Origin of the sequence: Flavobacterium sp. ASW18X (genome assembly GCF_005144745.1) — a bacterium.
In the GTDB taxonomy this organism is placed as follows: domain Bacteria; phylum Bacteroidota; class Bacteroidia; order Flavobacteriales; family Flavobacteriaceae; genus Croceivirga.
This window is the reverse complement of sequence record NZ_SWKK01000004.1, coordinates 479,649-505,131: the sequence shown is the minus strand read 5'-3', so window position 1 is coordinate 505,131 and position 25,483 is coordinate 479,649. Positions and strand designations below refer to the sequence as shown.

The following is a 25,483-nucleotide window of genomic DNA, read 5'->3' as shown; positions in this document are numbered from 1 at the left end:
CTTTAACACCTATAAATGCTGCTCTAAATCTTGATCTGTGGCTACTTGCTTTTGTATTAAGAGTACACCTTTTTGTAGAATTAGGTTATTGGGGTAAGTTAATAGCTCTCCCGTATCTTCTTTTATAAGAATAAGGTTGAAGGCTTGTATATCTAAAATGACAGCCTCCTCTGGAAAATCTTTGTCTTGTATACGTATTCTATCCCCAATTTTATAGGGAAAATAAAAAAACAAGATTATACCAGCCGTTACGTTGCTTAGAATAGACCAGTTAGCAAATAGAGCAACACCCAATACAGCAAAAGCAGAAGAAATAACAATACCTACTTCTTTAAAATTTACGCCCCAAATTAGAATTAGCGCCACTGCTAGGACAATAAACAGGCCGAAGCTCACATAGCGTATTACCAAGCGTGTACGCATTTGGTTGATATCACTAATCTTCCCAATTCTACGTACTGTTTTTATAGATAAAAATCGTAGAAATATAAAAATTATTAGGGCGATAAAAGTACCCCAAAGTTCATTATTATATTGTGTAAAAAGGTGTTCTAGAGTAATCATAAACCTAAACTATCTCTTAGAATAACATCCTTATTGCTATTCTGGCGCCAATAGGGTGTTTTTAATTGCTTTAACTTTTTGGCTTTACTAGTAATTTTGTTGGCGTTAGTACCGTAACCACTTACAAAGGTTTCTTCCCAGCCTACTATTTCATGTGGAAAAGCTGTGTTGAATTGTATTTTTAATTCACGCTCCTTATTTTGATAAGACAAAGTATAAGTACTTACACCTTCCTCTTTGCTTAAACTAGCATCAGCCATCAAAGCTTTCACTTCCTTATGTTTCAATCTAAAATATTCTAATGAAGGTAATATTTCTATAGTTCCTACTGGCAGTGTTTCAGGATTTATGCGAATGATGTTCCAAATTTCATTTTCTAAATGTGTTTTGGGTAACTCCATTTCTTGGTCTGCTTCGCTCTCAAAATAACTGTGGCTCACCACTTCAAATTTATCTCGATTATTGAGCTGTGCATAAACTTGACCGCACCATTCTTGCGCAGAGAAACTCGTTTTTAAAGCGTGCTGGTTGTTATACACAGGGTAAAAAGTACTTGCCATGATACTGTAAGGGTATATACCAGTAAGATAGTTTTTTGTGGTATTTAGTTTTAACACTGGGATATTATCTGCATTGTTCCCATCTGCTTTTACTTGCTTATTTGGTAAAAAAGGTTCCGTAACATAGATAAGTACAGCACTACCTTTTCTTAATTCTCCGTAACGGGCTTGTTCTAATACATAACTGGTTATTTCTGCATTGCCAGCATACCAATAATTTTTAAATTCTTGAGATAAAGGCTGTTTTGTTTTTTCTAGCGTTGTATCCACCTTCTCTGCAGAAGCGAGTGCCAATGGTTCTTTATCTTCTTGTTCCTTAAGTGATTGTTTACACCCAATAAGTAATACAGATAACAGCGTACTAAATGCGATAAAAACAGTTTTCATAGCCAAAAATTTTTACAAAAGTAAGCGTATGGCTTTAGTCTGCCATGTCCATTAACGTTTTGTAAACTAGATGTGTGGGTAGGCCTACTACGGTATTGTAGCTGCCTCTAATCTCTTCAATACCAATACTACCTATCCATTCTTGAATACCGTAAGCACCCGCTTTATCGTAGGGTTTAAAGGTGTTTATGTAATACCCTATTTCTGCTGCAGTAAGTGTTTTTAACTTTACCTTGGTTTTGGAGTGCACCACTTTCTGTTCAGAAAGGGTGGTAAAACATACTGAAGTAATCACCTCGTGCCATTGACCAGATAATTTATTAAGCATTTGTGTGGCCTCTTCTTCATCGGCAGCTTTAGCTAAAGATTCGTCATAACACCATACCACAGTATCTGATGTTAATACAATTTGATTGGTTTCTATTTGATTTTTAAATGCAGAGGCTTTAAGCACTGCTAGATAATCCGAAATTTCTGCGCCTTTAAGCTCGGGTGGGTACACTTCATCTACTGGTTTTACGTGAACAGTGTATGGAATCCCTAATTCTTCTAGGAAAGCTTTGCGTCTTGGAGAACCCGAAGCGAGTATAATTTGGTATCCCTCTAGTTTTTTACTTAGTGGATTCTTAATCATTCCCTGCATTAAAATTTAAATCCCAATCGCCTTTAACTTTAAGGACTTGTTCTATAATGTCCCTAACACAGCCGTCTCCACCATTTTTGTGAGACACATAGTCGCAAATGGCCTTCACTTCTGCCACGGCATTTTGCGGACATGTAGCCAGTTGCACTTGTTGCATTGGGGGTATATCTGGGAGGTCATCTCCCATATACAATATGTTTTCTGGTTTAAGATTGTAGATATCCATATACTCTTCCAAGGGTTCACTCTTGTAATGCGCTCCCAAGTATATGTCGGTAATACCTAAACCTCGTAGTCTACTTTTAACGCCTTCATTAGTGCCACCGGTAATAATACAAACATTATAGCCTTTTTTTAAGGCTGTTTTTAAGGCCAAACCATCTTTAACGTTCATTTTACGCAACATTTCTCCGGTGGTAGTAATCATAACAGAACCATCGGTAAGTACACCATCTACATCAAAAACAAAAGTTGTGATGTCTTTTAAATATTCTTTATAGCTTTTTTTCATAAGTAGCAATAATACTTTCGCTCATTAATTGATAAATCTTTTTTTGTAAGGGTTCCGTTAACAATGCAATGTGTTTTTGCATAGTCTCAGTATCCTTCCGCACTGCAGGGCCTGTTTGTGCTGCTTTGGGAGAAAGTGTTTCTAATTTTGCAACAGTCTCTTTTATTAGAGGAAGTAAAATGGCAAAGGGTAAATTTTGTTCTTTGCATAAATCCTCTGCCCAATAAAACAAATGATTGCTAAAATTATTGACCAACACTGCTGCCACATGCAATTGCTTGCGTTGTTCACTATTTACCAAGTGTATGTTCTCCGTAAATTCTTGGGCTAATAGTTTAAGGGTTTCCAATGTTGTTTCCTCATTTGCTTCTAACAAAAATGGAATGCTTCTAAAATCTACTTGCTTGTTTTTGGTAAAGGTTTGCAAGGGATAAAACACGCCAACTTTTGCATTGTTTAAAACACTCATAGGCTGTGTGCCAGAGGTATGTACTATAATGCCTTTAAGATGTTTTAATTCTTTGGAAACCTCCGCAATAGCACTGTCTTTCACTGCAATAATACACACATCTGCAGCATATAATTCTTTGTAATTAGTAGTTGTTGCAACTTCAGAAAAAGGTGTTAATGCTTCTGAACTCCTGCCAAAAACCTGTACCAATTTTACGGTATTACTGAGTAATAACTGATGGTATAAATGGCCGGCCACATTTCCTGTTCCTATAAGTACAACGGTAAGCATGTTCAAAAGTACAAAATAGAATAGGGGAGCTAAGAAAAAGATTAACACTTTTTTTGGATTGATATTGCAATGCCACCAAATGGGCAAGTGGCAAAAAGGCCGTATTTTTGCAAGCCAAAGAATACCACTTTTATGTTAGATACGCTTAAGAAGACACTCTTCTCTACACGATTAATGGCTGTTTTATTTATTGTTTTTGCTGCTGCCATGGCCATTGGCACTTTTGTAGAAAGTATGTATAGCACAGAAACTGCACGTATTTACATTTATAATGCGCGATGGTTTGAGCTAATCATGGTGTTTTTTGCGATTAATTTTATTGGTAATATTAAACGTTACCAATTACTAACCTGGAAAAAATGGCCAATTTTGGTATTGCACTTATCTTGGGTATTAATTATTGTAGGTGCTTTTGTAACGCGGTATATCAGTTTTGAAGGGATGATGCCCATTCGTGAAGGACAATCGGAAAACATTTTTTATTCTGATAAAACTTTTCTCACGGCATATGTAGAAGGAGAGATTAAGGGTGAAAGGAAGCGCAAAACCCTGGAAGACGAGCTCTTAGCTACAGAACAGGGGTATAGAGGTTCCTTGCCTTGGAAGGGAGATTTTAACGGAACACCATTTACCATTGCTTATTCTGGTTATATAAGAGGCGTTAAAAAAGGAATAGTGCCAGATGAAAACGGTAATACTTACCTCCAAATTGTAGAAGCAGGAGATGGGCAACGGCACGAACATTACTTGGAAGACGGAAAGATTGCTAGCATACACAATGTGCTATTTGCGTTAAATAGAGAAACACCTGGGGCTATTAACATTTTTACTACAGATAGTACATACACTATAAAGTCCCCTTTTGAAGGAAATTTTATGCGTATGGCAGACCAATTTCAGGGTCATGTAACAAAAGATTCTTTACAGCCTTTACAATTACGTTCGCTCTACACTATGGCAAATATGCAATTTGTAATTCCAGAACCCGTGGTAAAGGGTACATATGGTATTGTAGAATTACCAGAAAATGAAATTACCAAAGAAAGCCAAGATGCTCTTATAGTACGTATTAGGGTTGGTGATGAAGAGGTAGAACAAAAAATAATGGGAGGTAAAGGTGGCATGCCCGTTGGCGATAAATTCACTGTAGGTAATTTGGATTTTAGGCTTCGTTATGGTTCAAAAGAACATAAGCTACCTTTTAATGTTAAGTTAAACGATTTTATCGCAGAAAAATACCCTGGCACAGTTAGTAGTTATAAATCTTTTATGAGTAAAGTGACCATAGAGGATGAACGCCCATTCGATTATGATATTTACATGAATCATATTCTAGACCACAAAGGATACCGTTTTTTCCAATCGAGCTTTATGCCAGATGAAAAAGGCACGGTTTTGAGTGTTAATCATGACCAATGGGGAACATGGATTACCTATGCAGGCTATTTTTTGTTGTATTTAGGATTGATGGGAATCATGTTTTTTGGAAAAACACGATTTAGAGACCTAAGTAAGCGTTTAGAAAAGCTAAATGAGAAGCGTAAAAATTTGGCTACGTTAGCCTTACTTTTTGTAATTACCTTCGCTAATGCACAGCAAGAAAATCACGACAACCACAATCAACTGCCCACCAAAGCACAAGTAGATTCTGTAATTAAAGCCACAACAGTGAGCAAAGAACACGCAGATAAATTTGGCGCTTTAATTATACAAGATGAAGGCGGTAGAATGAAACCCTTAAATACCTTTACCTCTGAGCTATTACGTAAACTAAGTGGTAAGGCTAAATATGAAAATTTAGATTCTGACCAAGTCTTTATTAGTATGATGCTCAATCCTTCTGCATGGTATAATGTGGAATTTATCAACTTGGGCGAGTGGCAAAATGATAGTATTAGAAGAATAATTGGTGTACCTAAAACACAGAAAAGAGTAAAAGCAACTGATTTTTTTGATGCTGCAGGTATGTATAAGTTAAAGCCTTATTTAGAAGAGGCTACATCAACTACAAATCCAAATAAATTTCAGAAAGATTTTACAAAAGCACACGAGCGGTTTAGTTTATTGAACGCTGCTTTGAGCGGACAAGTTTTAAAGATATTTCCGCTTTTGAATGATGAAAATAACAAATGGATTTCTACCGTAGAATACCGCTCTGGACAACACCAGGTGCAAGATTCTTTGTATGCTAACTTTATGCAAAATGGTGTGCCATACTATTTAAATTCGCTCCAAGCAGCGATAAAAACAGGAGATTATAGTACTGCAGACCGTTTGTTAGAAGCTTTCTATCAAAATCAGAAAAACCACGGAGCAGAAGTGCTGCCTTCTAAAGAAAAGGTACAGACAGAAATTATTTACAACAAGCTAGACATCTTTAACAGGCTATATAAGTATTATGCCCTAATTGGTATATTATATTTTGTGGTATTAATCTTTAGAATATTTAAGGAGCGAGAATTTTTAAAGGCTGCGTCCTATCTATTTAAAGGAACTATAATTATTTTCTTTTTATGGCATACTGCGGGGCTAGTTTTACGTTGGTATATTTCTGGTCATGCTCCGTGGAGCGATGCTTATGAGAGTATTTTATATGTTTCATGGGCAACTTTAGGTATGGGACTTTTATTGGGCTCTCGTAAAAGTGAATTAACCTTGGCTTCCAGTGCTTTTGTAACCTCTATGTTATTATGGATTGCCCACCAAAGTTGGGTAGACCCAGCGGTTGCAAATTTAGTTCCTGTTTTGGATAGTTATTGGCTTATGATACACGTTGCGGTTATTGTAGGTAGTTATGGACCTTTAACCGTAGGTATGATTTTGGGAGTAGTTTCCCTTTTATTAATTCTGTTAACAACAGAAAAGAACCAAAAAAGGATGAAACATAACCTTAATGAACTTACTGTCATTAATGAGTTAGCCTTAACTGTAGGTTTAGTAATGCTTACCATAGGTAACTTTTTAGGTGGCCAGTGGGCTAACGAAAGTTGGGGTAGGTATTGGGGCTGGGACCCAAAAGAAACTTGGGCGTTGATTTCTATTATGATTTATGCTTTTGTACTCCACATGCGTTTGGTACCTGGTTTTAGAGGTTTTTGGAAGTTTAATTTTGCGTCTGTCATTGCTTTTGCAAGTATTATGATGACGTATTTTGGAGTAAACTTTTACCTTGTTGGTCTACATAGTTACGCCAGTGGAGACCAAGTGATTACACCTACGTTTGTTTATTACACCGTTTTTGGTGTATTTGTACTTGGAGCTTTAAGTTTGGTAAAGCATCGTAAATATTACGCCAGCAAAGCAGCATAAGTTTTTAGTCTATATGGTTTTTTAGTACTTTTCTAGTGTGAAAATGAAACTAAATACCAATACTTTATTAAGCCTTACTGCGATGCTTGTAAGCGTGCTTACGTTGGTCATTTTTATTTACCAGACCAATTTAATGCGCAAACAGAACTATATTTCTATTTTACCCTATGTGCAGTTTGCAGAACGTAACCATAGTTCTGGGAATGTGTATGAATTAAGTCTTAAAAACCATGGTATTGGTCCAGCCATATTAGAAAGCGTACAAATGATATATTACGGAGAGGTAGAATCTCTTACTACTTATGATAACTCCATAGTAACTTACCTAAAAAGTAAAAATAGTGCGCTAGATAGTTTGGATAACTTTACATTTTCTACTCTTAATCCTGGAATTGCCATACCTGCCAATCAATCCTATTCTTTTTTAAAAGTAGCGGAAAGTGCAAAGGATTATACGTTAATTACAGATGCCATAGCAGAATTATTGGCAGATGGCTTAGAATATAAAATTGTGTACAAGTCTATCCAAGATGAAAGATGGCAGATTAGAAGTAATCGACCATCGCAAGGTCCAGAAAAGTTAGAATAGTTTTACGGATACTCCTTAAGTAATAATTGCATCAATTCTTCTGCGGCAACAATTCCTTTTTGCTTTAAAAAAGGCCTAGGGGTATTATCTCCCAGTTCAAATACTATTGCAGGCATATGGTGTGCTACATAAAAATAGGTTCTAGAAACCATGGTAGGTTCTAAATCTTTAGAAGGTTTTACATTCGTTCGTTTTTGCGGTAATCGTTCACTGATATTTTCTATCCAATTAAAAACGATGTTATTTTCAGGACCCGTTATGGTAGCATCTAAAGGGTAATAAATATCATCCCAAGTAGAATGAAAATCTGCGCCAAAAACAAATCGGTGGCCTTCTTTTTCTTTTCGCTTTAAAAAATCTCGTACGGCTCGGGTTTCTGGCTGATTAAAATTTTGCCAATCTCTATTTAGGTCAATTCCTCCCATGTTATGTCGCCAATGCCCGTTGTCTACCCCATCCGGATTCATTAAAGGAACGTTAAACACGGTAAATTTTGTTCTAAAGGTTTTGGCGAGTTCACTTTCTCCCGCTAGGGTTTCCATAAAAGATTTCATAGCTAGAAAACCAGTAACTTCTGGTGGATGCTGTCTAGAAATTATGAGTATTGCCTTTTTACTATTGTTTTGATTTAACTCTAAAAGATGAAGATCTCTATTTTCTGTAGTTTTCCCTATACTATAGGTTTTGGTAAAAGAATTTGTTGTTAAGGAATCTATCCATTGTTTTACATGGGTAGACGTATATAATTCCTGTGCAGAAATCCAAGTAGGTTCCGGAGTTACTGTGACCTTAATTTCAATAGCTTCGGGAGCTGCTTTTATTCCAAAATCACCTTCTCCAGGGTTTATTTCTGTATAATTGACGCTATCTATTGCTTTAAATAGAATGCCATCTGTACTGATTTTTGGATAATATCTGCTGCGAATATCTTGATATGTCAATTTAATGATGACTTCCTTTTTGGTGGTGCTCCAAACCTTGAAAGCATACCAAGGACTTACATTTATTGGGGTGTTTTCCGCAGTTATCCAAATGGTATAATGGTCGTTGCCATCATGCACTAGTCCGTTTAACCGAGCGCCATCAAACTGATTAGAAAAAAAGACGGTACTATCATTTAGACTCCATGTATATTTATACTGTTTTTGCACAGGTTTACTTGCGGTAGGTACCACAGGCGATTTTCCCTGTCCTTGGTAACCACTAGGTTTTTCTACCAGTGGAGTAGCATTTTTACAGGCAACAACAATTATGATAAGAAATAGAAAGTACAGTTTGGTTTTCATGAATAGAACTATAGATTTTGTGTGCGTCATTTGCTAATCTAAGTAATATACATTTTAGGATTGGCATGGAACTGAGAAACCGCTGTTTTTCTTTGCAATTTTGGGTATTCACAAGAAAAGTGAAGCAGAATTAACAGCATACTATAGAAATATAGGTCTCTATGTTATTAGGCACTATTTTTTAAAATTACCAGGATAGTCGTTTTAGTCCAAGAATTTAATTCAGCAAAGGCCGTAATTGAGCGATTTATTATATGTACCATCGTCATTAATGGGGAGATTGTTTTAATAAATGCAATGGCAATTAGTTTAAGTCAGGATATTATAAGTAAGTAGAAAGTATATGCTTTTTCGTACTTTTAAAAACTCATTTAACGGATTACAGCATGAAACCAACTAAAAAAGGCTTAAATACCATTTGTACACATGTAGGGGAAGTAAAGGATGAACAGTTTAAGGGAGCAGTATCTCCTATTTATATGAGTTCTTCTTATGCTTATGAAGATGTAGATGTAAAACGATATCCAAGGTATTTTAATACCCCTAACCAAGAAGCGTTAAATAAGAAAATTGCAAGTTTAGAACACACAGAGGCTGCCATGATTTTTGGTAGTGGAATGGCGGCCATAAGCCATGCACTTATGGCTTTTTTAAATGCAGGAGACCATATTGTAATGCAGCAGACACTGTACGGCGGCACCTATAATTTTGCGGTAACACAGTTTGAAAAATATGGTATCTCATACTCGTTTACAGAGGGTTGGTCCGCTGAGGATTTTGAGAGCGAGTTAAAAGAAAATACAAAGGTTATTTATATTGAGACGCCTTCTAATCCACTATTGACCATAACGGACATTGAAGCAGTTGCTCAATTGGCAAAAAAGCGAGGCATCATAAGTATGATTGATAATACTTTTGCAAGTCCTGTGAATCAGAATCCAGCGGATTTTGGTATCGATATTGTGTTGCATAGCGCTACAAAATATATGGGAGGGCATTCAGATATTTGTGCTGGTGCTGTGGCAGCTACAGCGGAGCATATTAAAAAAATATGGGAATCCTCTATCTGTTTTGGTGGTAGTTTAAGTGACCAAACAGTATGGCTTTTAGAACGGAGTCTAAAAACCATGGGGTTACGAGTTAAAGCACAGAATGAGAATGCACAAAATTTGGCAGAATGGCTTTCAACGCAAGAAGCCGTACAGCAGGTTTATTATCCAGGACTAGAAACTCATCCAGACCATGAATTAGCTAAAAAACAAATGCATGGTTATGGCGGTATGTTATCTTTTGAGTTGAATGACGAAATAGACGCTACTGCATTTTTAAAAGCTTTAAAATTAATTAAGCCATCTATGAGTTTGGCTGGAGTAGAAAGTACCATGTTATTGCCTACAAAAACATCTCATTCCCTAATGACTCCAGAAGATAGAGCCAAGCAAGGTATAAAGGATAACCTTATCCGTTTTTCTGTTGGAATTGAAGATGCAGATGATATTAAAGAAGATATAGTACAAGCCTTAGCCGTTGTTGGTGTAAACACAGTGTTAGCATACTAATGAAGTTAGATATTTTAGTTTTTGGTGCCCACCCTGATGATGCTGAACTGGGCGCTGGTGGTACTATTGCAAAAGAAGTAGCCAAGGGTAAAAAAATAGGAATTGTAGATTTAACCCGTGGAGAGTTAGGTACAAGAGGTTCGGCAGAATTAAGAGATAAAGAAGCAGCTGATGCAGCAGAAATTTTAGGTGTCACTGTACGCGAAAATCTAGCATTTGCAGATGGTTTTTTTACCAACGATAAAGAACACCAGCTAGCTATTATAAAAATGGTAAGAAAATACCAACCAGATATAGTACTTTGTAATGCTGTTGATGATAGGCATATAGACCACGGTAAAGGTTCTAAATTGGTTAGTGATGCTTGCTTTTTAAGCGGTTTAATTAAAATCGAAACAAATCACAATAATAAAAGCCAAGCGCCATGGAGACCAAAATTGGTCTATCATTACATACAATGGAAAAATTTGCAACCAGATTTTGTAGTAGATATAAGTGGCTATATAGAAATAAAAGAAAAAGCAATATTGGCGTATGGGTCACAATTTTTTGACCCTGAAAGTGACGAGCCAGAGACTCCTATTAGCAGCAAAAACTTTTTACAAAGTGTAACTTATAGAGCACAAGATTTAGGTAGGTTGGTAGGCGTAGCTTATGCAGAAGGTTTTACGGTAGAAAGAATGGTAGCTGTAGATAGTCTAGATAGCCTTATCTAACGTTATATGCTAACTTTAACTAGCTAGCTTTTTTTAATATTTCTTCTACTTTAGGCACGGTAAAGAAAAATGTAGAACCTTTTTCTAAGGTGCTTTCTACCCAAATTTTACCGTTGTTCTTTTCTATCATTTCTTTGCATAATGAGAGTCCTAGGCCGGTACCTTTTTCATTATTAGTGCCATAGGTAGTATAATTGAGGTTGGGAGAAAAGATTTTTTCCTTAGTTTCATTATTCATCCCTATACCTGTATCTCTTACTTTTATAGTCCAGTAATTTAGATTTTCTTCTGACTCTAAGGATATTAAGCCGTTTTCTGGTGTAAATTTAATAGCGTTACTAATTAAATTTCTAATAACTACATCTATCTGATTTTCATCAATAAATGCAGTACTTTCTTTAGCAACTTCATTTATAATTTTAATGTTTTTAGTATCTGCAAGCTCTTGTAGAAATTGAACATTACCATTCACCAATTTATAAATATTGGTAGGGGATGGGCGGGTAACCGTTCCGTTAAGTTGTGTTTGCCCCCATGATAAAATGTTATTTAAAGTAAATAACATATGGTCCACATCTGTTTTAGCTCTTGCAATAAATTTCTTAGAGTCTTCTAAGGCAATATCACCGTTAACTAACATTTCTAATAACCCTTGTAGAGCGCCTATAGGACTCCGTAAATCATGCCCAATAATGGAAAACAATTTATCTTTTGTAGTATTAGATTTTTCTAATTCTTGTTCTCGCTGCTCTAAATAGGCTGTATTAATTTTTAAATCGTGATAAAGCTTTTTAAGCTTCTTTTGATTTACATATAAAGGAATGGAAAATCCAATCAGAATCACTACAATAAGAAAGCCTAGAGATACAAATATTTTTTGTCTAGCCATGTTTTTTTCATTCTCAGCTATTAAAGCTTCTTTTTGACGCTCATAATTCATTTGCGTCTTTAACATGGTAAGGCTTTTCTTGTTTTCTTCCCTAGTTAAGGTGTCTGTGAGTGACTTAAATACTTCGTGATAATAAAGTGCATTTTTAGAATCTTCTTGTTTCTTGTAATAAGAGTACAGCGTCTTCGCAGAGGCAATTTTACCTTCTAAATCATTTAGCTGATTGGCAGTATCAAAACTTTTTTGCGCATATATTTTGGAAATGCTATCCTTGTTTATACCTAAGTAAGATTCAGATAAATTATTGAGAACAAGAACTCTACCTCTTTCATCGTCTACCTTATCTTCATGCAAAATACGGCTTTGGTCTAACCAATAAAGTGCCCATTGGTATTTTTTTTGCTTTATATATATTTCACCTTTTACATTGTATGCGTATGCTAACCAGTCGTATTCTTTCAACTTTTCAAAAGTGTGTATACTTTTATTTAAATAGTACATGGCCTTTTCATAATCTTCCATGTCACTATATAAAGAACCCAAATTGCTGTTAGTTTGAGCAGAGGCAAAAGGGTCGTTTAGTTTTTCGTTTATGCGAAGTACTTGTTTATAATAAAGAAGGGATTGTTCAAATTCATTTTGATAAGAATACAAGCTAGCTATATTCTCATTTAATACAGATTGCATGTCTAAAAAGTTGTTCGTTTTAGCAATGTCTAATCCTCTTAAATAACTATCTAAAGATTTTGCAAAATCCCCTGCGTATCTATAATGAGAGCCAATATCATTAAATATACTGCAGGTAAAATATTCTTGTTCTTCTAAGCCTTCTGCTATCATTAAAGCAGATTTTAAATAATATATGGCTTTTTCATCTTCACCCTTATCGGTGTAGTAAAGCCCAAAATTAACATAAGCTTTAGCTTTGCCTAATGAATACCTAAGCTCGTCAATAATACCAATAGCTTCATTATTTAAGGCATAAAGACTATCTACATTTACAAAACGGTATGTTTTTGCCAATGCCACCAAAGAATTAACATATTCTATTTCATCAGCATCCGTTTGGAGTCCTTTAGACTTTAATAATCTAACCCGATGTATTAAGCTGTCTTTAGCACCCTTTTCTATAGCGGCTTTCGCTGGTTGGCAGAATATTACCAACAACGTTATAAGCACCATGATTTGGTTAAAGACTTGGGGTATGTTATTTAAAGTTTTCAATAGCTTAATTATACGGTAAACTTATACTCTTATAACAGATTAAAACAAAATTTGTTGTGAACCCCCTTATTTTGTTTGTTTAACGTGGAAAACAGGGTAGTTTATCGATTAAATGATTCCTTTTTTAGATAAAGGGATGTTTAATGTGATTTTTGAAACTAGCTGTTTTTGAGGGTAGTGAATGGTAAAATCTATAGCGTTAACCGAGCAAATTTCTTTTATAAGGTCTAACTTTACCTTATAATTTTCTAGTGTCTTTACTTGTGGATTTTTTCCTGTATTTGTATTGTCTTCAAAAGACAAGATACAATGTGTTTGGTTAGTGTAACAGTGTACAAATATTTGTGCCTTTTCTTGTGATTTGGCAATCAATAATTGAATTATAGTTTTGACTAAAAGCTCTATATGCTGTTGGTCTAAAAATAAAAGTAACCCTTCTTTACAATCGTTTTTACATTTTAAGTTTAGTCCCTTGGTCTTGTATGGCTTTAATACATCAAAAAGAATGCTTTTTATTAAGTACTCTTTTTTATTGGGTTCAATACCTTTAAGCTTAAATTTTGCCCAGTATAGAACGTCTGTAAGGTCTACTTCGCTCTTAGATAAATTATCTTTTAGATAGGAGGTAAGTTCCTCCATTTCTTCTGCTACAATCTCTTTATTTTCATAAGTGCTCAGCACAATTTTTAAGTCATCTATTGTTTTTTCTAAATCTTTGCCCGCACTAAAAAAAATTTGATTTTGGTTTTGACTTTGCGTTTGTAGGCTATTTTTCGTTTTTAAAAGCGCATATACTTCTCTAAAAATTAGCAGGGCAATTAATAAAATTGATAATAACAAACAGACTGATACCAATGTAAAGTTGTTGTCATCTTTTACTACTGCAAAATTGGTGGCATCGTTTTTTTCTTGCTGTGCTTTTAGAGCAAGATCAGTTTGTAATAATTTTAAATTTAGAATACGCTGTTTTTTAGATAGTCTCTTATCTATGCGTTCAGCTTCTAATTTATGTTCAATAGCTTTTGTTTTGTTTTGCTTATAATTCTCTAGGAGAAAAAAGTTGTTATGGGCTAAGGATAGGTAGAGAGAATCATTAATTTTATTAGCTAAAACCAAAGAACTATCTGCATAAAATTCGGCTTTCTTTAGGTTCTTTTTATCTAAATAAATTTTGGTAAGCAAATTAGCTTGTTTAAGCCAATCTCTATGGTTCTCTACAACATGTAGTAATTTCTCTGCTTTTGTAGTGTAGAAAAGTGCGCTATCTAAATTATTAGTTTCATAATGATACCTTCCATGAATGCCATAGCTACGAGCCATCCACAACATATCTTTTTCTGTAATAAACTGTTTTAAGCTGGCTCTAGCATAGCCTATAGCTTTTTCCGGTTTACCAGCATTAAGAGCATTTAATGCCATATTAGACTTACTGTAGGCTGCTTTTAAGGGCTCGCCAATAGAACGATACAGCTCGTCTGCTATTGTAAATTCTTTATGGGCATCTTCTGGCATATCTACCACCGTAAACATGTAACCCATATTATGCCGAATCAAAGCTTCTTTCTTAATTAATTTATTTTCTTTTGCTATGCTAAGCGCTTGTGTAAAGTTTTTTAGAGCATCTGCATGGTCATAAGATATGGTGTAATGGATGGCAATGGTAATCAAAAAGTTAATTTGGACATTAGGGTCATCTACCTCTTTAATAAACTGTTGTAAATCTGCATAAATTGTTGTTGCTTTTTCATAATTGCCGCTATCAGAATAATAATCACCAAGTCTACTTAACGCAATAAGAGTACCCTGTTTGTAATCTATTTTGGTACTTATATCTAAAGCTTTGTTGGCATATAATAGAACGCTATCAGGGTTGCGAAACCGATATTTGCTAGATATTGTATTGAGCAAATCTACATAAGAGGTGTCATATTTTATCTCAGTAGTATCTTGTTTCTGTGCTATTAAGTCAGCATTCTTAAATAAAATCAAAAAACATAAAAAGATAAAAAAGCTTTTGCAACTAGGCATTGATGGTCTGCTGTTTTAATACTTTAAAAATAGGTAATATATCTTTTTGGCTGTTAAGACATTAGTTAAATTTAACCTGCACACAAGTACCTTGGCCTAAGTTGCTTTTAAGTAGAATAGTACTACTATTTGCTTTTGCCAACAAAATGGATGTTTGTAAGCCAATTCCGGTACCTTTTTCCCTTTGTGTTCCTGGCAACGGGTTTAGTGTGATGTTTTTATAAATGTTATTTATTTTCTCCTGAGGAATTCCTGGTCCCGAGTCGCAAATTTCTATATACTTTTCTTTAGTATTACTGATAAGTTTGATAGTTATGATAGACGACGGTTCACTGTATTTTTTGGCATTAGAAAGTATATTGTCAATAATAACGGTCAAGTGGTTTTTGTCTATTTTAACCACTAAATGATCCTTTTGTAACCACTGAATTTTAATATTTTTTTCCTTTAATACGGTCTGTCTTTCTTTTAAAATCTGGTTGCATATATCGTATACATTAATTTTTACTTTAGTGGTTTTTAGGTTCTCCATATTGGCTTGTGCCCAAAGCTGTATATTTTTTAATGTAAAAGAGCTGTAATTAATGTTAGATTTCATTCGCTCTAAAACCTTTAAAACATCATCAGAAGAGATATAATTAGATTTAAATAATTCTAACGATTGTTGTAAGGTAAATATGGGAGAAGTTATGTCATGACCAATAATAGAAAGCAATTTGTTCTTATTTGCTACCTCTTGGTCTAGTTTTTTGTTTCTTTCTTGTTGTTTTCTTTTGGTAGCATAGATAAAAATAGAGAGTAAGATTAGATGTACAGCCAGCAGAATTATAATATACCGGTAAATTTTATTGTTTGCAATCTTGTTATTGGCTTTTTCTTCTTCCTTTAATCGCTTTGCTTTATAACTTTCCTTCGCTTCTAGGATGAGCATGTTGGCATGGCTTTCTAAATTTAAAAGCGAATCGGATAATTTTTTTGATTCTTGTAAGTAGGCTAATGCACTTTCGGTATTTTTTGTTGCTAAAGCAATTTTATAACAGAGATCAATACTTTGAACTTTGTTTAATAAATTTTTAGATTTAGTAGCAAGTTCTAGGGCTTTTGTTGCGTTTGCAGAGGCTAGATTAAATTCGCTTCTCTTTAAGTATATTTCCGCAAGACCTAAATAATTTTCTACTTTACGATCCCCACTATCTACCCGATTAAAATAACTGTTTGCTTTGTTAAAATACTTTTCAGCTTTTTCTAAATCGTTTTTATATAAATAAATGTAGCCAAGATTATTGTAGTTAAAAGTTATCCATGCAATCTCATTTAAAGGATTTAATAGAGTTAGTGCATCTGTTGCCGCTTTTTCAGCTTTATGGTAAGCCTTGTTGTGATATAAAATAAATGCTCTATTGCTTAAAACTTCTGCTTTAATAAAGACATTATGGTAATCATCAAAAACGGCTAAGGCTTTAGTGTTGTAGTACAAAGCCTTATCGTAAGCTCTTAACAGACTAAAAATGGTGCCAATATTCATGTTAAAAGTGGCAATCATTGCTTTGTCATTAATCTTTTGAGCCATGGTAAGACCATCTTTAGCGGAGAGATAGGCTTTGGTATAATCTTGGGTAATAAATGCAACAATTAGTCTAAGGTTGTATAATTTAACTAATGTTGAGGACGCATTTATGTCTTCTGCATTACAGATGGCGTCTTCTATAAAACGTGTTGCTTCTTTTTTATGTCCTTTTACGAAATGATAAAAACCTACATTGAGTTTGCCTAGTGCGATAGCATTTTTATCTGCGTACTGTTTGCCATCTATAATTAGCTTTTCACCGTAAATTCTAAGGCTGTCATTGTTACGGTAGAGGTAGGTCTTACCTATTAGATAGCGCAATTCAAAATAAGTGGAGTCACTTTTGTAATTAGGATTTTTCTTTTTTAGTTTTTGAATTTCTAGTTGTAAACTATCCCTTATTGCTGTTTGAGCGTTAACGGTTATACAAAAGCAAAAGAATAAACCAATACAAAGACTCAAAATACGTATTCCCCCAAATAGCATTCAGTTCTGTTTGTAATTAGTCTTAGAAGATTTAAAGTACTATTTTTTAATTTGATGCAGCGTATTTACCTCATATTTTTTAGTAATTAAAATGTGGTAGAATTGCTTAAGAATGTTGGCAGGATAAAATGGTTATTTAATTAGTTGTAAACTAATGCATTATAATTATTGGATTTAAATATTTTCTTTTTTTTGATAGAAAATAAAAAAAATAATTACCTTTGCATCCGCTTTAAATGGTGGTTGTAGCTCAGTTGGTTAGAGCGCCGGATTGTGGTTCCGGAGGTCGCCGGTTCGAACCCGGTCTTCCACCCTTGGTGAAACAAAAATCCTGACAATTGTTGTCAGGATTTTTTAATTTATATCAACTTTTGAAACCAAATAAGCCCACTGCAGAGTGGGCTTATTTAGTATTTGAGTTTTCTTGGTTATTCTGCTTTATCTACTACTAACCTATTAGGTTTATTAGCAATTTCCCAAGCAGTATAAAAAACCAATTGCGTTCTATTTCTTAACAAATCGTAATTTATCTTATCTGGGGTATCTCCTGGTTTATGGTAATCTTCATGGGTACCATTAAAATAAAAAATAATTGGGATATTATTTTTAGCAAAATTGTAATGGTCACTTCTATAATAAAAACGATTAGGGTCATTCTCATCGTTATAGGTGTAATCTAATTCAATTTGCATGTACTTTTCATTGATGTTTTCTGATAATTCGTGCAATTCAGTACTTAATTTATCAGAACCAATAAGGTAAATGTAATTTCTGTTCCCTTCTCGTTTTGGGTCTATACGGCCAATCATATCAATATTTAAATCTACCACAGTTTGATTTAATGGAAAAATTGGGTCGAAATCTGTGTAATATTTGGAACCAAGAAGGCCTTTTTCTTCCCCTGTAACATGCAAAAAAACAATGGAGCGTTCTGGACCATGACCTTCGTCTTTAGCTTTTTTAAATGCTTGTGCCAGTTCTAAAAGTGCCACAGAACCAGAGCCATCATCGTCTGCACCATTATTAATCTGACCATCTGCAGAAACCCCAATGTGATCTAAATGAGAGGAAAGCACTACATATTCATTTGGTTTTGTTCTACCCTTAAGTATAGCCACTACATTTTCAGAATCAATAGTATCGTCTGTACTTTTTATATCTAGGGTAATGGATTTTTTAATAGTCTGAGTTTGGTCTATTGTTCCAATATTAGGAAGAATAGCCTTTACCATGTCGTCATTAAGCAATACAAGAAAGTATTCTTTCACGGCTGCTTTTAGTTCCATCTTACCGCTATTATTAGTTTTCATGTAAGTGTAATATTGCTTAAATCGCGGATAATTTACTGGGTCATAATATAACAGGCCTACAGCACCATTGTCAAATGCTGCCTTAGAACGTAAACCTATAGACTCAGACATGTTACTCCAAGTAGATGTTTCTTGATTACCACTTATAATATAATTGCCTTCTGAGTTTTTTGGTTCACCACTTTTAACGAGTACCAGTTTACCTGTAACGTCTAAACCATTGTAATCAGAATAATTCTCGGTTTGTATGCCATAACCAGCGTAGACAATTTCATCACTATTGTAAATTGCTTTTGCCATGGTTACAAAGTCTGCGCTTATGTTATATGTTTTGCCTTCTATAGTGATGCTTCCTTCTGGAACTTTGCTTACTGCTAAGGGTACCTTCTGAAAATAATCGCCATCTTTTTTTGCTGCAGGAATACCTAATTCTTCATAAGCTGCTTTTAAATAGGCTATCGCTTTTTTCTGGCCTGGAGTTCCAGTTTCCCTACCTTCAAATTCATCAGAGGCATAGGTGTATAAATGGGTTTTTAAATCTTGTTCCGTAATAGTATTTGCATACGGTACAGGGTCTAATGCTTTAGTTTCAGTGCTATTTTCACTTACGGTAGGTTGTGAAGAATTACAACTAACAAGTAAAATAGCAAGTCCAAATAATGTTCTTTTCATATTCAAATTATCCTAATTTGTGCTAAAATAGCTAAATGTAAATGATTTACATCCACAAAAAATCATCAAAATTGGTTTTGTATCAGGATAAAAATATAACGATTACTTTCTGTGCTAAATGTTTTTAAATGCCAATTTTGCTTGTAATTTTGAACTATGATAAAAAACTACCAAGCAACTCTATTATTTTTTACTCTTTTGATTTTTAGTGTAGGTGCACAAGAAATTAAAACTTTTTCTACCCAAGATTTTGAGCTTAAGGGTAAGGTTAAATCTTGCCAAATTATTACTGATTACGGTAGCGAAATTTTGGATTTTGATGTTGATGGTCAGTTGGTAAAGTCTACTACTTCTTACAGTGAACAAGATAAGGATATTACCTATTACCGTTTTAAGGAGGGTTTTCTAAAAGAAATACGTTTAGAGAGTTATAAGGATAACACATTGGATCAGAGTTCTTCTATGGCTTATATCTATTCTATAGACACTACAGAAACAAAAAAAATTGTAGAACAAGTTATTTCTTACGATAAAGAATTTTTTGAAGCTCAGGAATACCGGTACAATAAGGAAGGTAGGTTGGTTAAAATTATTTCGTCTCATCAAAATGCTGTGGATGAAACTGTGGTAGAATATACCACTTTTAAAGACGAAGAAACTATTACGTATATAGAAAATGGCGTGTTACAAAACTCCATAAGAACTTCTTATAAAAAAGTGAGTCCTACAACCAAACATAAAATTGTATTATCTAAAAATTTTGTTGATGGTGAACCTATGGAAGCAAATGAAAAAGTTTATGGGCCTAAAGGGAATTTATTAGCTCACCAACTTTTTAAATTTGACGGTAAAGAACAACAATTTAAACCTATTGAAAAACACACTTTTGTCTATGACAAAGAAGATGTGCTTCAAAAAGAGGTCATTATTGCAGGGAACGTTACATCTAAAAAAGAATATATTTTTCAGTTTGATAATAACACGCCCAAAAACTGGGTAAAAAAGATTTGTACACCAGGCAATGATTATACTACCCGAAAAATAACCTATTACCCAGAAGTAATAGAAAAACAGGTAGATTAAATTAAGCTCGGTAAGAGATTTTCGGGCATTTTATGTCCGCCCTGGAACATTTTAATCGTACTAGTATTTCCAAATAATTTGTAGAGTTTTTCCTTTTCTAACACCGCTCTTTTGGAAGTAATGTATTGGTCTTCATCGCCATAAATCATTGTTACTTTAGTGTTTTTTAAATAATTAAAATCTTCAGGTTTTAATTCTTGTGGTATACTTCCTGCAATCAAAAAAAGATGTTGGGGTTCAAGTTTGTTCTTAGACATCCACCGGAGTAATACAGATACTCCTTGAGAAAAACCTAAAAACACACTGCCAGATATAAATTTAGCCTTCTCCTTATCCCAAACCGCATTAAGGTAGCTATTTACATTTTGCATTTCTCTATCTGTGTATTCTTTGGTAAGCCAACTTGCGCCTACATATTTGTAATCATCCTTTAAATAGTATTTAGAAGGTGCTTCTGGGCAAACTATATAATTTTGCCCTTGTTCTAAGCCATTAAAATGTCTTAGAAAATAGCGACTTAAATACCCTATGCCATGTAAAACAAGCCAACTGTTCTTAGTTTTGGTAGTGTAAGCATTTAAGGTTTGGTAATGATTGCTGTGTTGGTAGGTAACTAATCTAGTTTCTGTGCTCATAGTACGCAAAGGTACTTGGGTTTGTCTTCTTAATCCGTAATTTTACAAAAAATACCTATGGAAACGCATAAAGAAAAAATACTTAAAGTTTGTAATGAGGTTTGTAAAAACACCCTTATGGAGACTTTAGATATTTCTTTTATAGATGTTGGTGAGAATTTTTTGTTGGCAAAAATGCCAGTAACATCTAAAGTGTATCAGCCAGATGGAGTGTTGCACGGTGGAGCAACGGTAGCACTGGCAGAAAGTGTTGGTAGTGCTGCTACATATATTTTTATGGACCAAAATAAATACATGATTAGGGGTTTAGAAATAAACGCAAATCATGTTAAAAGTGTAAAGGATGGTTTTGTATATGCCAAAGCATCCATAATTCATAAAGGACGTACTACCCAACTATGGGAAATTAAAGTGACTAATGAAGCAGGGGACTTAGTATCCTTATGCAAATTAACTACCATAGCCTTGCCAAAGCAGTAACTATGTGGTCACAATTAAAAGAAATTGCAGCTCAAGGATTGCCTTTTGTTTGTTTTAGAATGCCAAACTCTAATTTAGTTAAGGTATATCAACAAAAAGATACAGCCTTAAACATTTTAAAAGATTTTGATAAAGAAGGCTTTGTTTTTGCTCCCTTTGATACTACCGAATTACCTACTATTTTCTTAACTAAAGATGCTACTTTAAGTTTTGAATATAAAATAGAAGAACCAAAGCGAAGCAACACAACGACAGATTTTCTAGAATCCGATAAGACCTCTTATCTCAATCGAATTAAAAAAGCGGTAACAGCAATTAAAGGGGGAGGCTACCAAAAAATAGTTTTATCTAGATCCATACAAGCACAGCTAAATAAAGATGCAACAACACACTATAAATCTTGTTTAGACAGCTATACTAATGCTTTTTGTTATTTGTTTTATCACCCGAGAGTTGGCACTTGGTTAGGGGCCACCCCAGAGCGTTTATGTAAGTTAAAGGGCAATACCATAAAAACAGCTTCTTTAGCAGGCACATGGGTTGCGGAGAATTCTTCTCTGCCAAATTGGGGGCAAAAGGAACTGGAAGAACAGCAAATGGTTACAGATTACATTATAGCCGCATTAAAACCTTTTTCAAAATCTGTTTCTGTTTCTAAAGTGCAGTCCGTAAAAGCAGGGAACTTATGGCATTTAAAAACCAATATAGAAGGGCAATTGCTAACCTCCCAATCTCTTTTACAAGTGGTGCAAGACCTGCATCCTACACCTGCGGTTTGCGGCATTCCAAAAATGGATGCTAAAAAATACATTTTACAAAATGAAGGCTATTCTAGAACCTACTATACGGGTTATTTAGGTCCAGTAAATTCTTTGCATGGAGAAACAGAAATTTTTGTGAATTTACGTTGTATGCAGCTGTCTGCAACGGATGCTACTATTTATGTTGGTGGTGGTATTACTAAAGACTCTATACCAGAAAATGAATGGGAAGAAACACAGGCAAAGTCCAAAACAATGGGGGCATTACTTTCCTAAAAACTACTAGTAAAAGCAGTAAGTAGGTTGTATTTTTGTATGGCATGAAAATATCTAACATCCCTTCCGCACAAGCCTTAGTAAAAGCTTGTAAGTTTTACGGAATAGAACATATTGTTATTTCTCCAGGTTCAAGGAACGCTCCGCTTACTATTAGCTTTACCAAAGACAATTATTTTACCTGTTTTAGTATTGTAGATGAACGTAGTGCAGCATTTTTTGCCTTAGGGATGGCGCAGCAATTAGTTAAACCTGTGGCTATTCTTTGTACCTCTGGCAGTGCTTTATTAAATTACTATCCTGCAATAGCAGAAGCTTTTTATAGTGAAGTTCCTATTCTAGCGTTGACTGCGGATAGGCCTCCATATAAAATTGACGTAGGGGATGGTCAAACCATTAGACAAGACCACGTTTTTCATAGACATATTGGGTACTCTGCAAATCTAAAAATAGACGTAGACCATGCTACAGACCGATTGCAAAGATATGCACCTAACTATTTACAACAAACACAAGAGCAAGTAGAGGATTATAACAGACAAGAAACGGCAAAGGCTTTTTCTGTGCTGTTTAAACAAAAACTACCTGTACATATAAATATTCCTTTTGAAGAACCTTTATACGGAATTACAACCCTAGAAACTAAGGATGTGCCATCAATATCATTAGTTAAGCCTCCGGAGACAGAAGTTTTTTCTAAAGACGATGTAGCATATTGGTCCAAAAGTCAAAAAAAGATGGTGTTGGTAGGGGTAAATGCTCCTAATGCCGTGGAACAGGAATGGATAGATAAATTGGCAAAAGACCCTTCTGTGGTCATATTTACGGAAACCACGAGTAACCTGCATCATCCAAATTGTTTTTACAGTATTGATAGCATTTTATTTCCAATTGAAAAATCAAGTAATAGAACTGAACTTTCTGAAATGCTTCAACCAGATATCCTTATCACTTTTGGCGGGCTGGTCGTTTCAAAAAAAATCAAAGCTTTTTTAAGAGAATATCAACCTAAAAAACATTGGCATCTGGGCGGTGTAAAGGCTAATGATACTTTTTTTTGCTTAACTAGGCATTTAAAAGGGAATGTTAATAGTTTATTGAATCAATTGATATCTAATACAAAGTACTCAACAAGTGAATATTACCCATTTTGGTCTCTTAAAAGGCAAGCATATCAACAAAAAAGAACCACTTATCTAAAAAAAATCCCGTTTTCAGATTTTAAAGCTTTCAGTATCATTTTTTCACATCTAAACAGTCCAAAACAGGTGCATTTATCTAATAGTTCTACAGTACGGTATGCACAGCTTTTTCCAGTACATAAGGATTTAGAGGTCTATTGCAATAGAGGAACAAGTGGTATAGATGGTAGTTCTAGCACTGCAGTTGGTGCCGCAGTATTTGCCCAAAAACCAACGCTACTTATTACTGGAGACTTAAGTTTTTTATATGATAGTAATGCATTTTGGAATCATTATCTAAGGAAGGATTTTAAGGTAATAGTAATCAATAATGGTGGTGGCGGTATTTTTAGAATTTTACCAGGGTTTGATGGTTCTGAAACATTTTCCACTTATTTTGAAACACAACATAAGTACGCGGCAACGCATCTATGCGCACATTATGGTTTGGAATATTTTAGTGCTGCAGATGAAACAACCTTGTTGAATAACATAGATTCGTTTTTAGATTGGGAAAATTCACCCGCATTGTTAGAAATTTTCACACCTACAGAAGAAAACAACAAAATTTTGCTTGATTATTTTGATTTCATATCTTAGAAGCATTGATAAACATTTAAAAACACTAACAATCATGAGTAAAAGAGACGAATTAATAGAAAAGTACGCTGCAGACATTAAGGAGAAATTTGGAGAAACTCCAGATATGGACTTATTAACTAAAGTTGCAATAGGTTTAGGACCAGCTATCTATAATAATGACGCCTCTAAAGTTTCTGGTAGTGATGATAAGGAGCTAGAGACGGTAAAGAAGAACTTTTTAATGAAAAAATTAGGTCTTGCAGATAGCCCAGAACTGATGGATGCAATCCACTCAGTGATAGAAAAATATGGTAAATCTGTAAAGAGCAAACACAGAGCTGTAGTATATTATCAATTAGCAAAGCATTTTGGTAAAGAGTCTATCTACAACTAAGAAAGACTTTACATAATTTTGGAACCGTGCCCAAGGGCACGGTTTTTTTTTAGAAATATGATAAAAATAGGTGATTACAATACATTAGAGGTTTTAAGAAGTACCAGTGTGGGTATTTTTTTAGGTGATGAAGAGGGTACAGAAATTCTGTTGCCCAATAAATATGTGCCAGAAAACATAGAACAAGGGCAAATGCTTAACGTTTTTTGTTATTTAGACCATATGGAACGGCCCATTGCAACAACCTTAAATCCTTATATAAAGCGTGGCGATTTTTCTTTATTAGAGGTAGTAGAAATAAATAATATTGGAGCATTTGCAGATTGGGGTTTAGAAAAACAATTATTAATCCCTTATAGAGAGCAACAAACCAAGGTTGAGGAAGGTAAAAAGTACATAGTACATTGTTTTATGGACGAAAAAAGCTTTCGTCTGGTAGGTAGTACTAAAATTGATAGGTTCTTAGACAATGCTGAAATGAATCTAGAAATAGGGCAAGAAGTAGCTATTTTGGTTTATAAAAAAACAGAATTAGGCTGGTCTGTAGCCATAAATGATAAACACCAAGGTTTAATATTTGCAAATGAAGTCTTTAAACAAATTGCCGTAGGTGACCGCCTAACAGGCTATATAAAACAAATAAGAGAGGATCAAAAGGTAGATGTGAGTTTGCAACCGACTGGGGTTCAGCTTTTAGATGCTGCTGCAGATACCATATTATCTAAATTAAAGCAAGGACACGGTTTTTTGCCACTGCATGATAAATCTTCTCCAGATGAAATAAAAAGGGAGTTGGAGCTTAGTAAAAAAGCTTTTAAAAAGGGAGTGGGAATTTTATATAAAAAGCGTTTAATAGTTTTGGAAGAAGATGGCATTCGTCTTTTAGCAGAAGATTAAGTTTGTTTGCATAATTAATTCATACCTATTATTTTAGAAATAGACTAGTATATTTTTTAACTTTTCTTAAAAATTCTAATTTTGCAACATAATGCTGTTGTAATATAAAATATTAGAGAGCGAAGAGGAGTAGAACGAATAACCCCCAGAAC

General features: G+C 34.4%; 21 protein-coding genes and 1 tRNA gene. 11 read left to right on the top strand and 11 right to left on the bottom strand.

Annotation, left to right across the window (positions count from 1 at the left end; all coding sequences use genetic code 11):
* Positions 1-9 precede the first annotated feature (9 nt).
* Genes FBT53_RS05030 through FBT53_RS05010 form a run of 5 tightly spaced genes read right to left on the bottom strand, consistent with a single transcriptional unit; the run spans position 10 to position 3,407 of the window.
* Positions 10-564, bottom strand: coding sequence for a mechanosensitive ion channel domain-containing protein (locus tag FBT53_RS05030; RefSeq protein ID WP_136950071.1), 555 nt, complete (start codon positions 562-564; stop codon positions 10-12).
* The gene (locus FBT53_RS05025) at positions 561-1,511 is read right to left on the bottom strand and encodes a septum formation inhibitor Maf (protein ID WP_136950070.1); all 951 of its coding nucleotides are present in this window, start codon (positions 1,509-1,511) and stop codon (positions 561-563) included. Before FBT53_RS05025 ends, FBT53_RS05030 begins: the two co-directional genes overlap by 4 nt.
* Before the next feature lie 34 nt (positions 1,512-1,545).
* Entirely contained in the window at positions 1,546-2,145 is a 600-nt protein-coding gene (locus tag FBT53_RS05020; RefSeq protein WP_136950069.1) for a Maf family nucleotide pyrophosphatase, read from the bottom strand.
* Complete coding sequence (locus FBT53_RS05015) at positions 2,138-2,665, bottom strand: HAD family hydrolase (protein ID WP_136950068.1); 528 nt, start codon at positions 2,663-2,665, stop codon at positions 2,138-2,140. Before FBT53_RS05015 ends, FBT53_RS05020 begins: the two co-directional genes overlap by 8 nt.
* Positions 2,649-3,407: a Rossmann-like and DUF2520 domain-containing protein gene (locus FBT53_RS05010; protein WP_136950067.1), complete on the bottom strand. Its 759-nt coding sequence runs from the start codon at positions 3,405-3,407 to the stop codon at positions 2,649-2,651. Before FBT53_RS05010 ends, FBT53_RS05015 begins: the two co-directional genes overlap by 17 nt.
* A 132-nt stretch (positions 3,408-3,539) precedes the next feature.
* Here FBT53_RS05010 and ccsA point away from each other — a divergent pair, with 132 nt between their 5' ends.
* Together ccsA and FBT53_RS05000 are read left to right on the top strand one after the other, a co-directional pair.
* Entirely contained in the window at positions 3,540-6,716 is a 3,177-nt protein-coding gene (gene ccsA / locus FBT53_RS05005) for a cytochrome c biogenesis protein (RefSeq protein ID WP_136950066.1), read from the top strand.
* A gap of 43 nt (positions 6,717-6,759) precedes the next feature.
* Positions 6,760-7,305: a hypothetical protein gene (locus tag FBT53_RS05000; protein WP_240729767.1), complete on the top strand. Its 546-nt coding sequence runs from the start codon at positions 6,760-6,762 to the stop codon at positions 7,303-7,305.
* A gap of 2 nt (positions 7,306-7,307) precedes the next feature.
* Here the strand turns inward: FBT53_RS05000 and FBT53_RS04995 are convergent, their stop codons facing one another.
* Positions 7,308-8,591: a M14 family metallopeptidase gene (locus FBT53_RS04995; protein ID WP_136950064.1), complete on the bottom strand. Its 1,284-nt coding sequence runs from the start codon at positions 8,589-8,591 to the stop codon at positions 7,308-7,310.
* Positions 8,592-8,977: 386 nt separating this feature from the next.
* Between FBT53_RS04995 and FBT53_RS04990 the strand changes: the two genes are divergently transcribed.
* Complete coding sequence (locus tag FBT53_RS04990) at positions 8,978-10,150, top strand: PLP-dependent aspartate aminotransferase family protein (RefSeq protein ID WP_136950063.1); 1,173 nt, start codon at positions 8,978-8,980, stop codon at positions 10,148-10,150.
* Positions 10,150-10,866, top strand: coding sequence for a bacillithiol biosynthesis deacetylase BshB1 (gene bshB1, locus FBT53_RS04985; protein WP_136950062.1), 717 nt, complete (start codon positions 10,150-10,152; stop codon positions 10,864-10,866). Before FBT53_RS04990 ends, bshB1 begins: the two co-directional genes overlap by 1 nt.
* A 19-nt stretch (positions 10,867-10,885) precedes the next feature.
* Here bshB1 and FBT53_RS04980 read toward each other — a convergent pair whose 3' ends face one another.
* The 3 genes from FBT53_RS04980 to FBT53_RS04970 all read right to left on the bottom strand — a co-directional run bounded on the left by FBT53_RS04980 (position 10,886) and on the right by FBT53_RS04970 (position 17,060).
* Positions 10,886-12,979, bottom strand: a complete 2,094-nt coding sequence (locus FBT53_RS04980; RefSeq protein WP_169630312.1) for a tetratricopeptide repeat-containing sensor histidine kinase — start codon at positions 12,977-12,979, stop codon at positions 10,886-10,888.
* A 108-nt stretch (positions 12,980-13,087) separates the two neighbouring features.
* Positions 13,088-14,968 (bottom strand): tetratricopeptide repeat protein, encoded by a 1,881-nt coding sequence (locus FBT53_RS04975; RefSeq protein ID WP_136950060.1) that lies wholly within the window; start codon positions 14,966-14,968, stop codon positions 13,088-13,090.
* A 100-nt stretch (positions 14,969-15,068) separates the two neighbouring features.
* Positions 15,069-17,060: a tetratricopeptide repeat-containing sensor histidine kinase gene (locus FBT53_RS04970; protein WP_136950059.1), complete on the bottom strand. Its 1,992-nt coding sequence runs from the start codon at positions 17,058-17,060 to the stop codon at positions 15,069-15,071.
* 238 nt (positions 17,061-17,298) lie between these two features.
* On the opposite strand from FBT53_RS04970, the gene FBT53_RS04965 reads away from it, so the two are divergent.
* A tRNA-His gene (locus tag FBT53_RS04965) sits at positions 17,299-17,374 on the top strand.
* A 114-nt stretch (positions 17,375-17,488) separates the two neighbouring features.
* On the opposite strand, the gene FBT53_RS04960 is transcribed toward FBT53_RS04965, so the two are convergent.
* A complete protein-coding gene (locus FBT53_RS04960) occupies positions 17,489-19,042 on the bottom strand; it encodes a M28 family peptidase (RefSeq protein WP_136950058.1) in 1,554 nt (517 codons plus the stop codon).
* A gap of 156 nt (positions 19,043-19,198) precedes the next feature.
* Between FBT53_RS04960 and FBT53_RS04955 the strand changes: the two genes are divergently transcribed.
* Positions 19,199-20,125, top strand: a complete 927-nt coding sequence (locus FBT53_RS04955) for a hypothetical protein (protein WP_136950057.1) — start codon at positions 19,199-19,201, stop codon at positions 20,123-20,125.
* Here the strand turns inward: FBT53_RS04955 and FBT53_RS04950 are convergent.
* Positions 20,122-20,760, bottom strand: coding sequence for an alpha/beta hydrolase (locus tag FBT53_RS04950; RefSeq protein WP_136950056.1), 639 nt, complete (start codon positions 20,758-20,760; stop codon positions 20,122-20,124). The two genes, FBT53_RS04955 and FBT53_RS04950, sit on opposite strands and share 4 nt — an antisense overlap.
* Before the next feature lie 57 nt (positions 20,761-20,817).
* On the opposite strand from FBT53_RS04950, the gene FBT53_RS04945 reads away from it, so the two are divergent.
* From FBT53_RS04945 to FBT53_RS04925, 5 genes are read left to right on the top strand one after another with little or no spacing between them, the layout of a single operon-like run.
* A complete protein-coding gene (locus FBT53_RS04945) occupies positions 20,818-21,240 on the top strand; it encodes a PaaI family thioesterase (RefSeq protein ID WP_136950055.1) in 423 nt (140 codons plus the stop codon).
* 2 nt (positions 21,241-21,242) lie between these two features.
* Complete coding sequence (locus FBT53_RS04940) at positions 21,243-22,277, top strand: chorismate-binding protein (protein ID WP_169630311.1); 1,035 nt, start codon at positions 21,243-21,245, stop codon at positions 22,275-22,277.
* Between the two features lie 44 nt (positions 22,278-22,321).
* On the top strand, positions 22,322-24,058 hold the full coding sequence (gene menD / locus FBT53_RS04935) for a 2-succinyl-5-enolpyruvyl-6-hydroxy-3-cyclohexene-1-carboxylic-acid synthase (protein ID WP_136950053.1): 1,737 nt from the start codon (positions 22,322-22,324) through the stop codon (positions 24,056-24,058).
* Between the two features lie 34 nt (positions 24,059-24,092).
* Complete coding sequence (locus FBT53_RS04930) at positions 24,093-24,434, top strand: DUF2853 family protein (RefSeq protein ID WP_136950052.1); 342 nt, start codon at positions 24,093-24,095, stop codon at positions 24,432-24,434.
* Positions 24,435-24,491: 57 nt separating this feature from the next.
* A complete protein-coding gene (locus FBT53_RS04925; protein ID WP_136950051.1) occupies positions 24,492-25,331 on the top strand; it encodes a S1 RNA-binding domain-containing protein in 840 nt (279 codons plus the stop codon).
* The last annotated feature ends 152 nt before the right edge of the window (positions 25,332-25,483 follow it).

Coding starts and splice junctions, on each gene's coding strand:
- FBT53_RS04960 (WP_136950058.1), bottom strand. CDS start 19,042: ATGAAAAGAACATTATTTGGACTTGCTATTTTACTTGTTAGTTGTAAT.
- FBT53_RS04955 (WP_136950057.1), top strand. CDS start 19,199: ATGATAAAAAACTACCAAGCAACTCTATTATTTTTTACTCTTTTGATT.
- FBT53_RS05000 (WP_240729767.1), top strand. CDS start 6,760: ATGAAACTAAATACCAATACTTTATTAAGCCTTACTGCGATGCTTGTA.
- ccsA (WP_136950066.1), top strand. CDS start 3,540: ATGTTAGATACGCTTAAGAAGACACTCTTCTCTACACGATTAATGGCT.
- FBT53_RS04925 (WP_136950051.1), top strand. CDS start 24,492: ATGATAAAAATAGGTGATTACAATACATTAGAGGTTTTAAGAAGTACC.
- FBT53_RS05025 (WP_136950070.1), bottom strand. CDS start 1,511: ATGAAAACTGTTTTTATCGCATTTAGTACGCTGTTATCTGTATTACTT.
- FBT53_RS04940 (WP_169630311.1), top strand. CDS start 21,243: ATGTGGTCACAATTAAAAGAAATTGCAGCTCAAGGATTGCCTTTTGTT.
- FBT53_RS04995 (WP_136950064.1), bottom strand. CDS start 8,591: ATGAAAACCAAACTGTACTTTCTATTTCTTATCATAATTGTTGTTGCC.
- FBT53_RS04990 (WP_136950063.1), top strand. CDS start 8,978: ATGAAACCAACTAAAAAAGGCTTAAATACCATTTGTACACATGTAGGG.
- FBT53_RS05030 (WP_136950071.1), bottom strand. CDS start 564: ATGATTACTCTAGAACACCTTTTTACACAATATAATAATGAACTTTGG.
- FBT53_RS04950 (WP_136950056.1), bottom strand. CDS start 20,760: ATGAGCACAGAAACTAGATTAGTTACCTACCAACACAGCAATCATTAC.
- FBT53_RS04970 (WP_136950059.1), bottom strand. CDS start 17,060: ATGCTATTTGGGGGAATACGTATTTTGAGTCTTTGTATTGGTTTATTC.
- FBT53_RS05020 (WP_136950069.1), bottom strand. CDS start 2,145: ATGATTAAGAATCCACTAAGTAAAAAACTAGAGGGATACCAAATTATA.
- FBT53_RS05010 (WP_136950067.1), bottom strand. CDS start 3,407: ATGCTTACCGTTGTACTTATAGGAACAGGAAATGTGGCCGGCCATTTA.
- bshB1 (WP_136950062.1), top strand. CDS start 10,150: ATGAAGTTAGATATTTTAGTTTTTGGTGCCCACCCTGATGATGCTGAA.
- FBT53_RS05015 (WP_136950068.1), bottom strand. CDS start 2,665: ATGAAAAAAAGCTATAAAGAATATTTAAAAGACATCACAACTTTTGTT.
- FBT53_RS04930 (WP_136950052.1), top strand. CDS start 24,093: ATGAGTAAAAGAGACGAATTAATAGAAAAGTACGCTGCAGACATTAAG.
- FBT53_RS04945 (WP_136950055.1), top strand. CDS start 20,818: ATGGAAACGCATAAAGAAAAAATACTTAAAGTTTGTAATGAGGTTTGT.
- menD (WP_136950053.1), top strand. CDS start 22,322: ATGAAAATATCTAACATCCCTTCCGCACAAGCCTTAGTAAAAGCTTGT.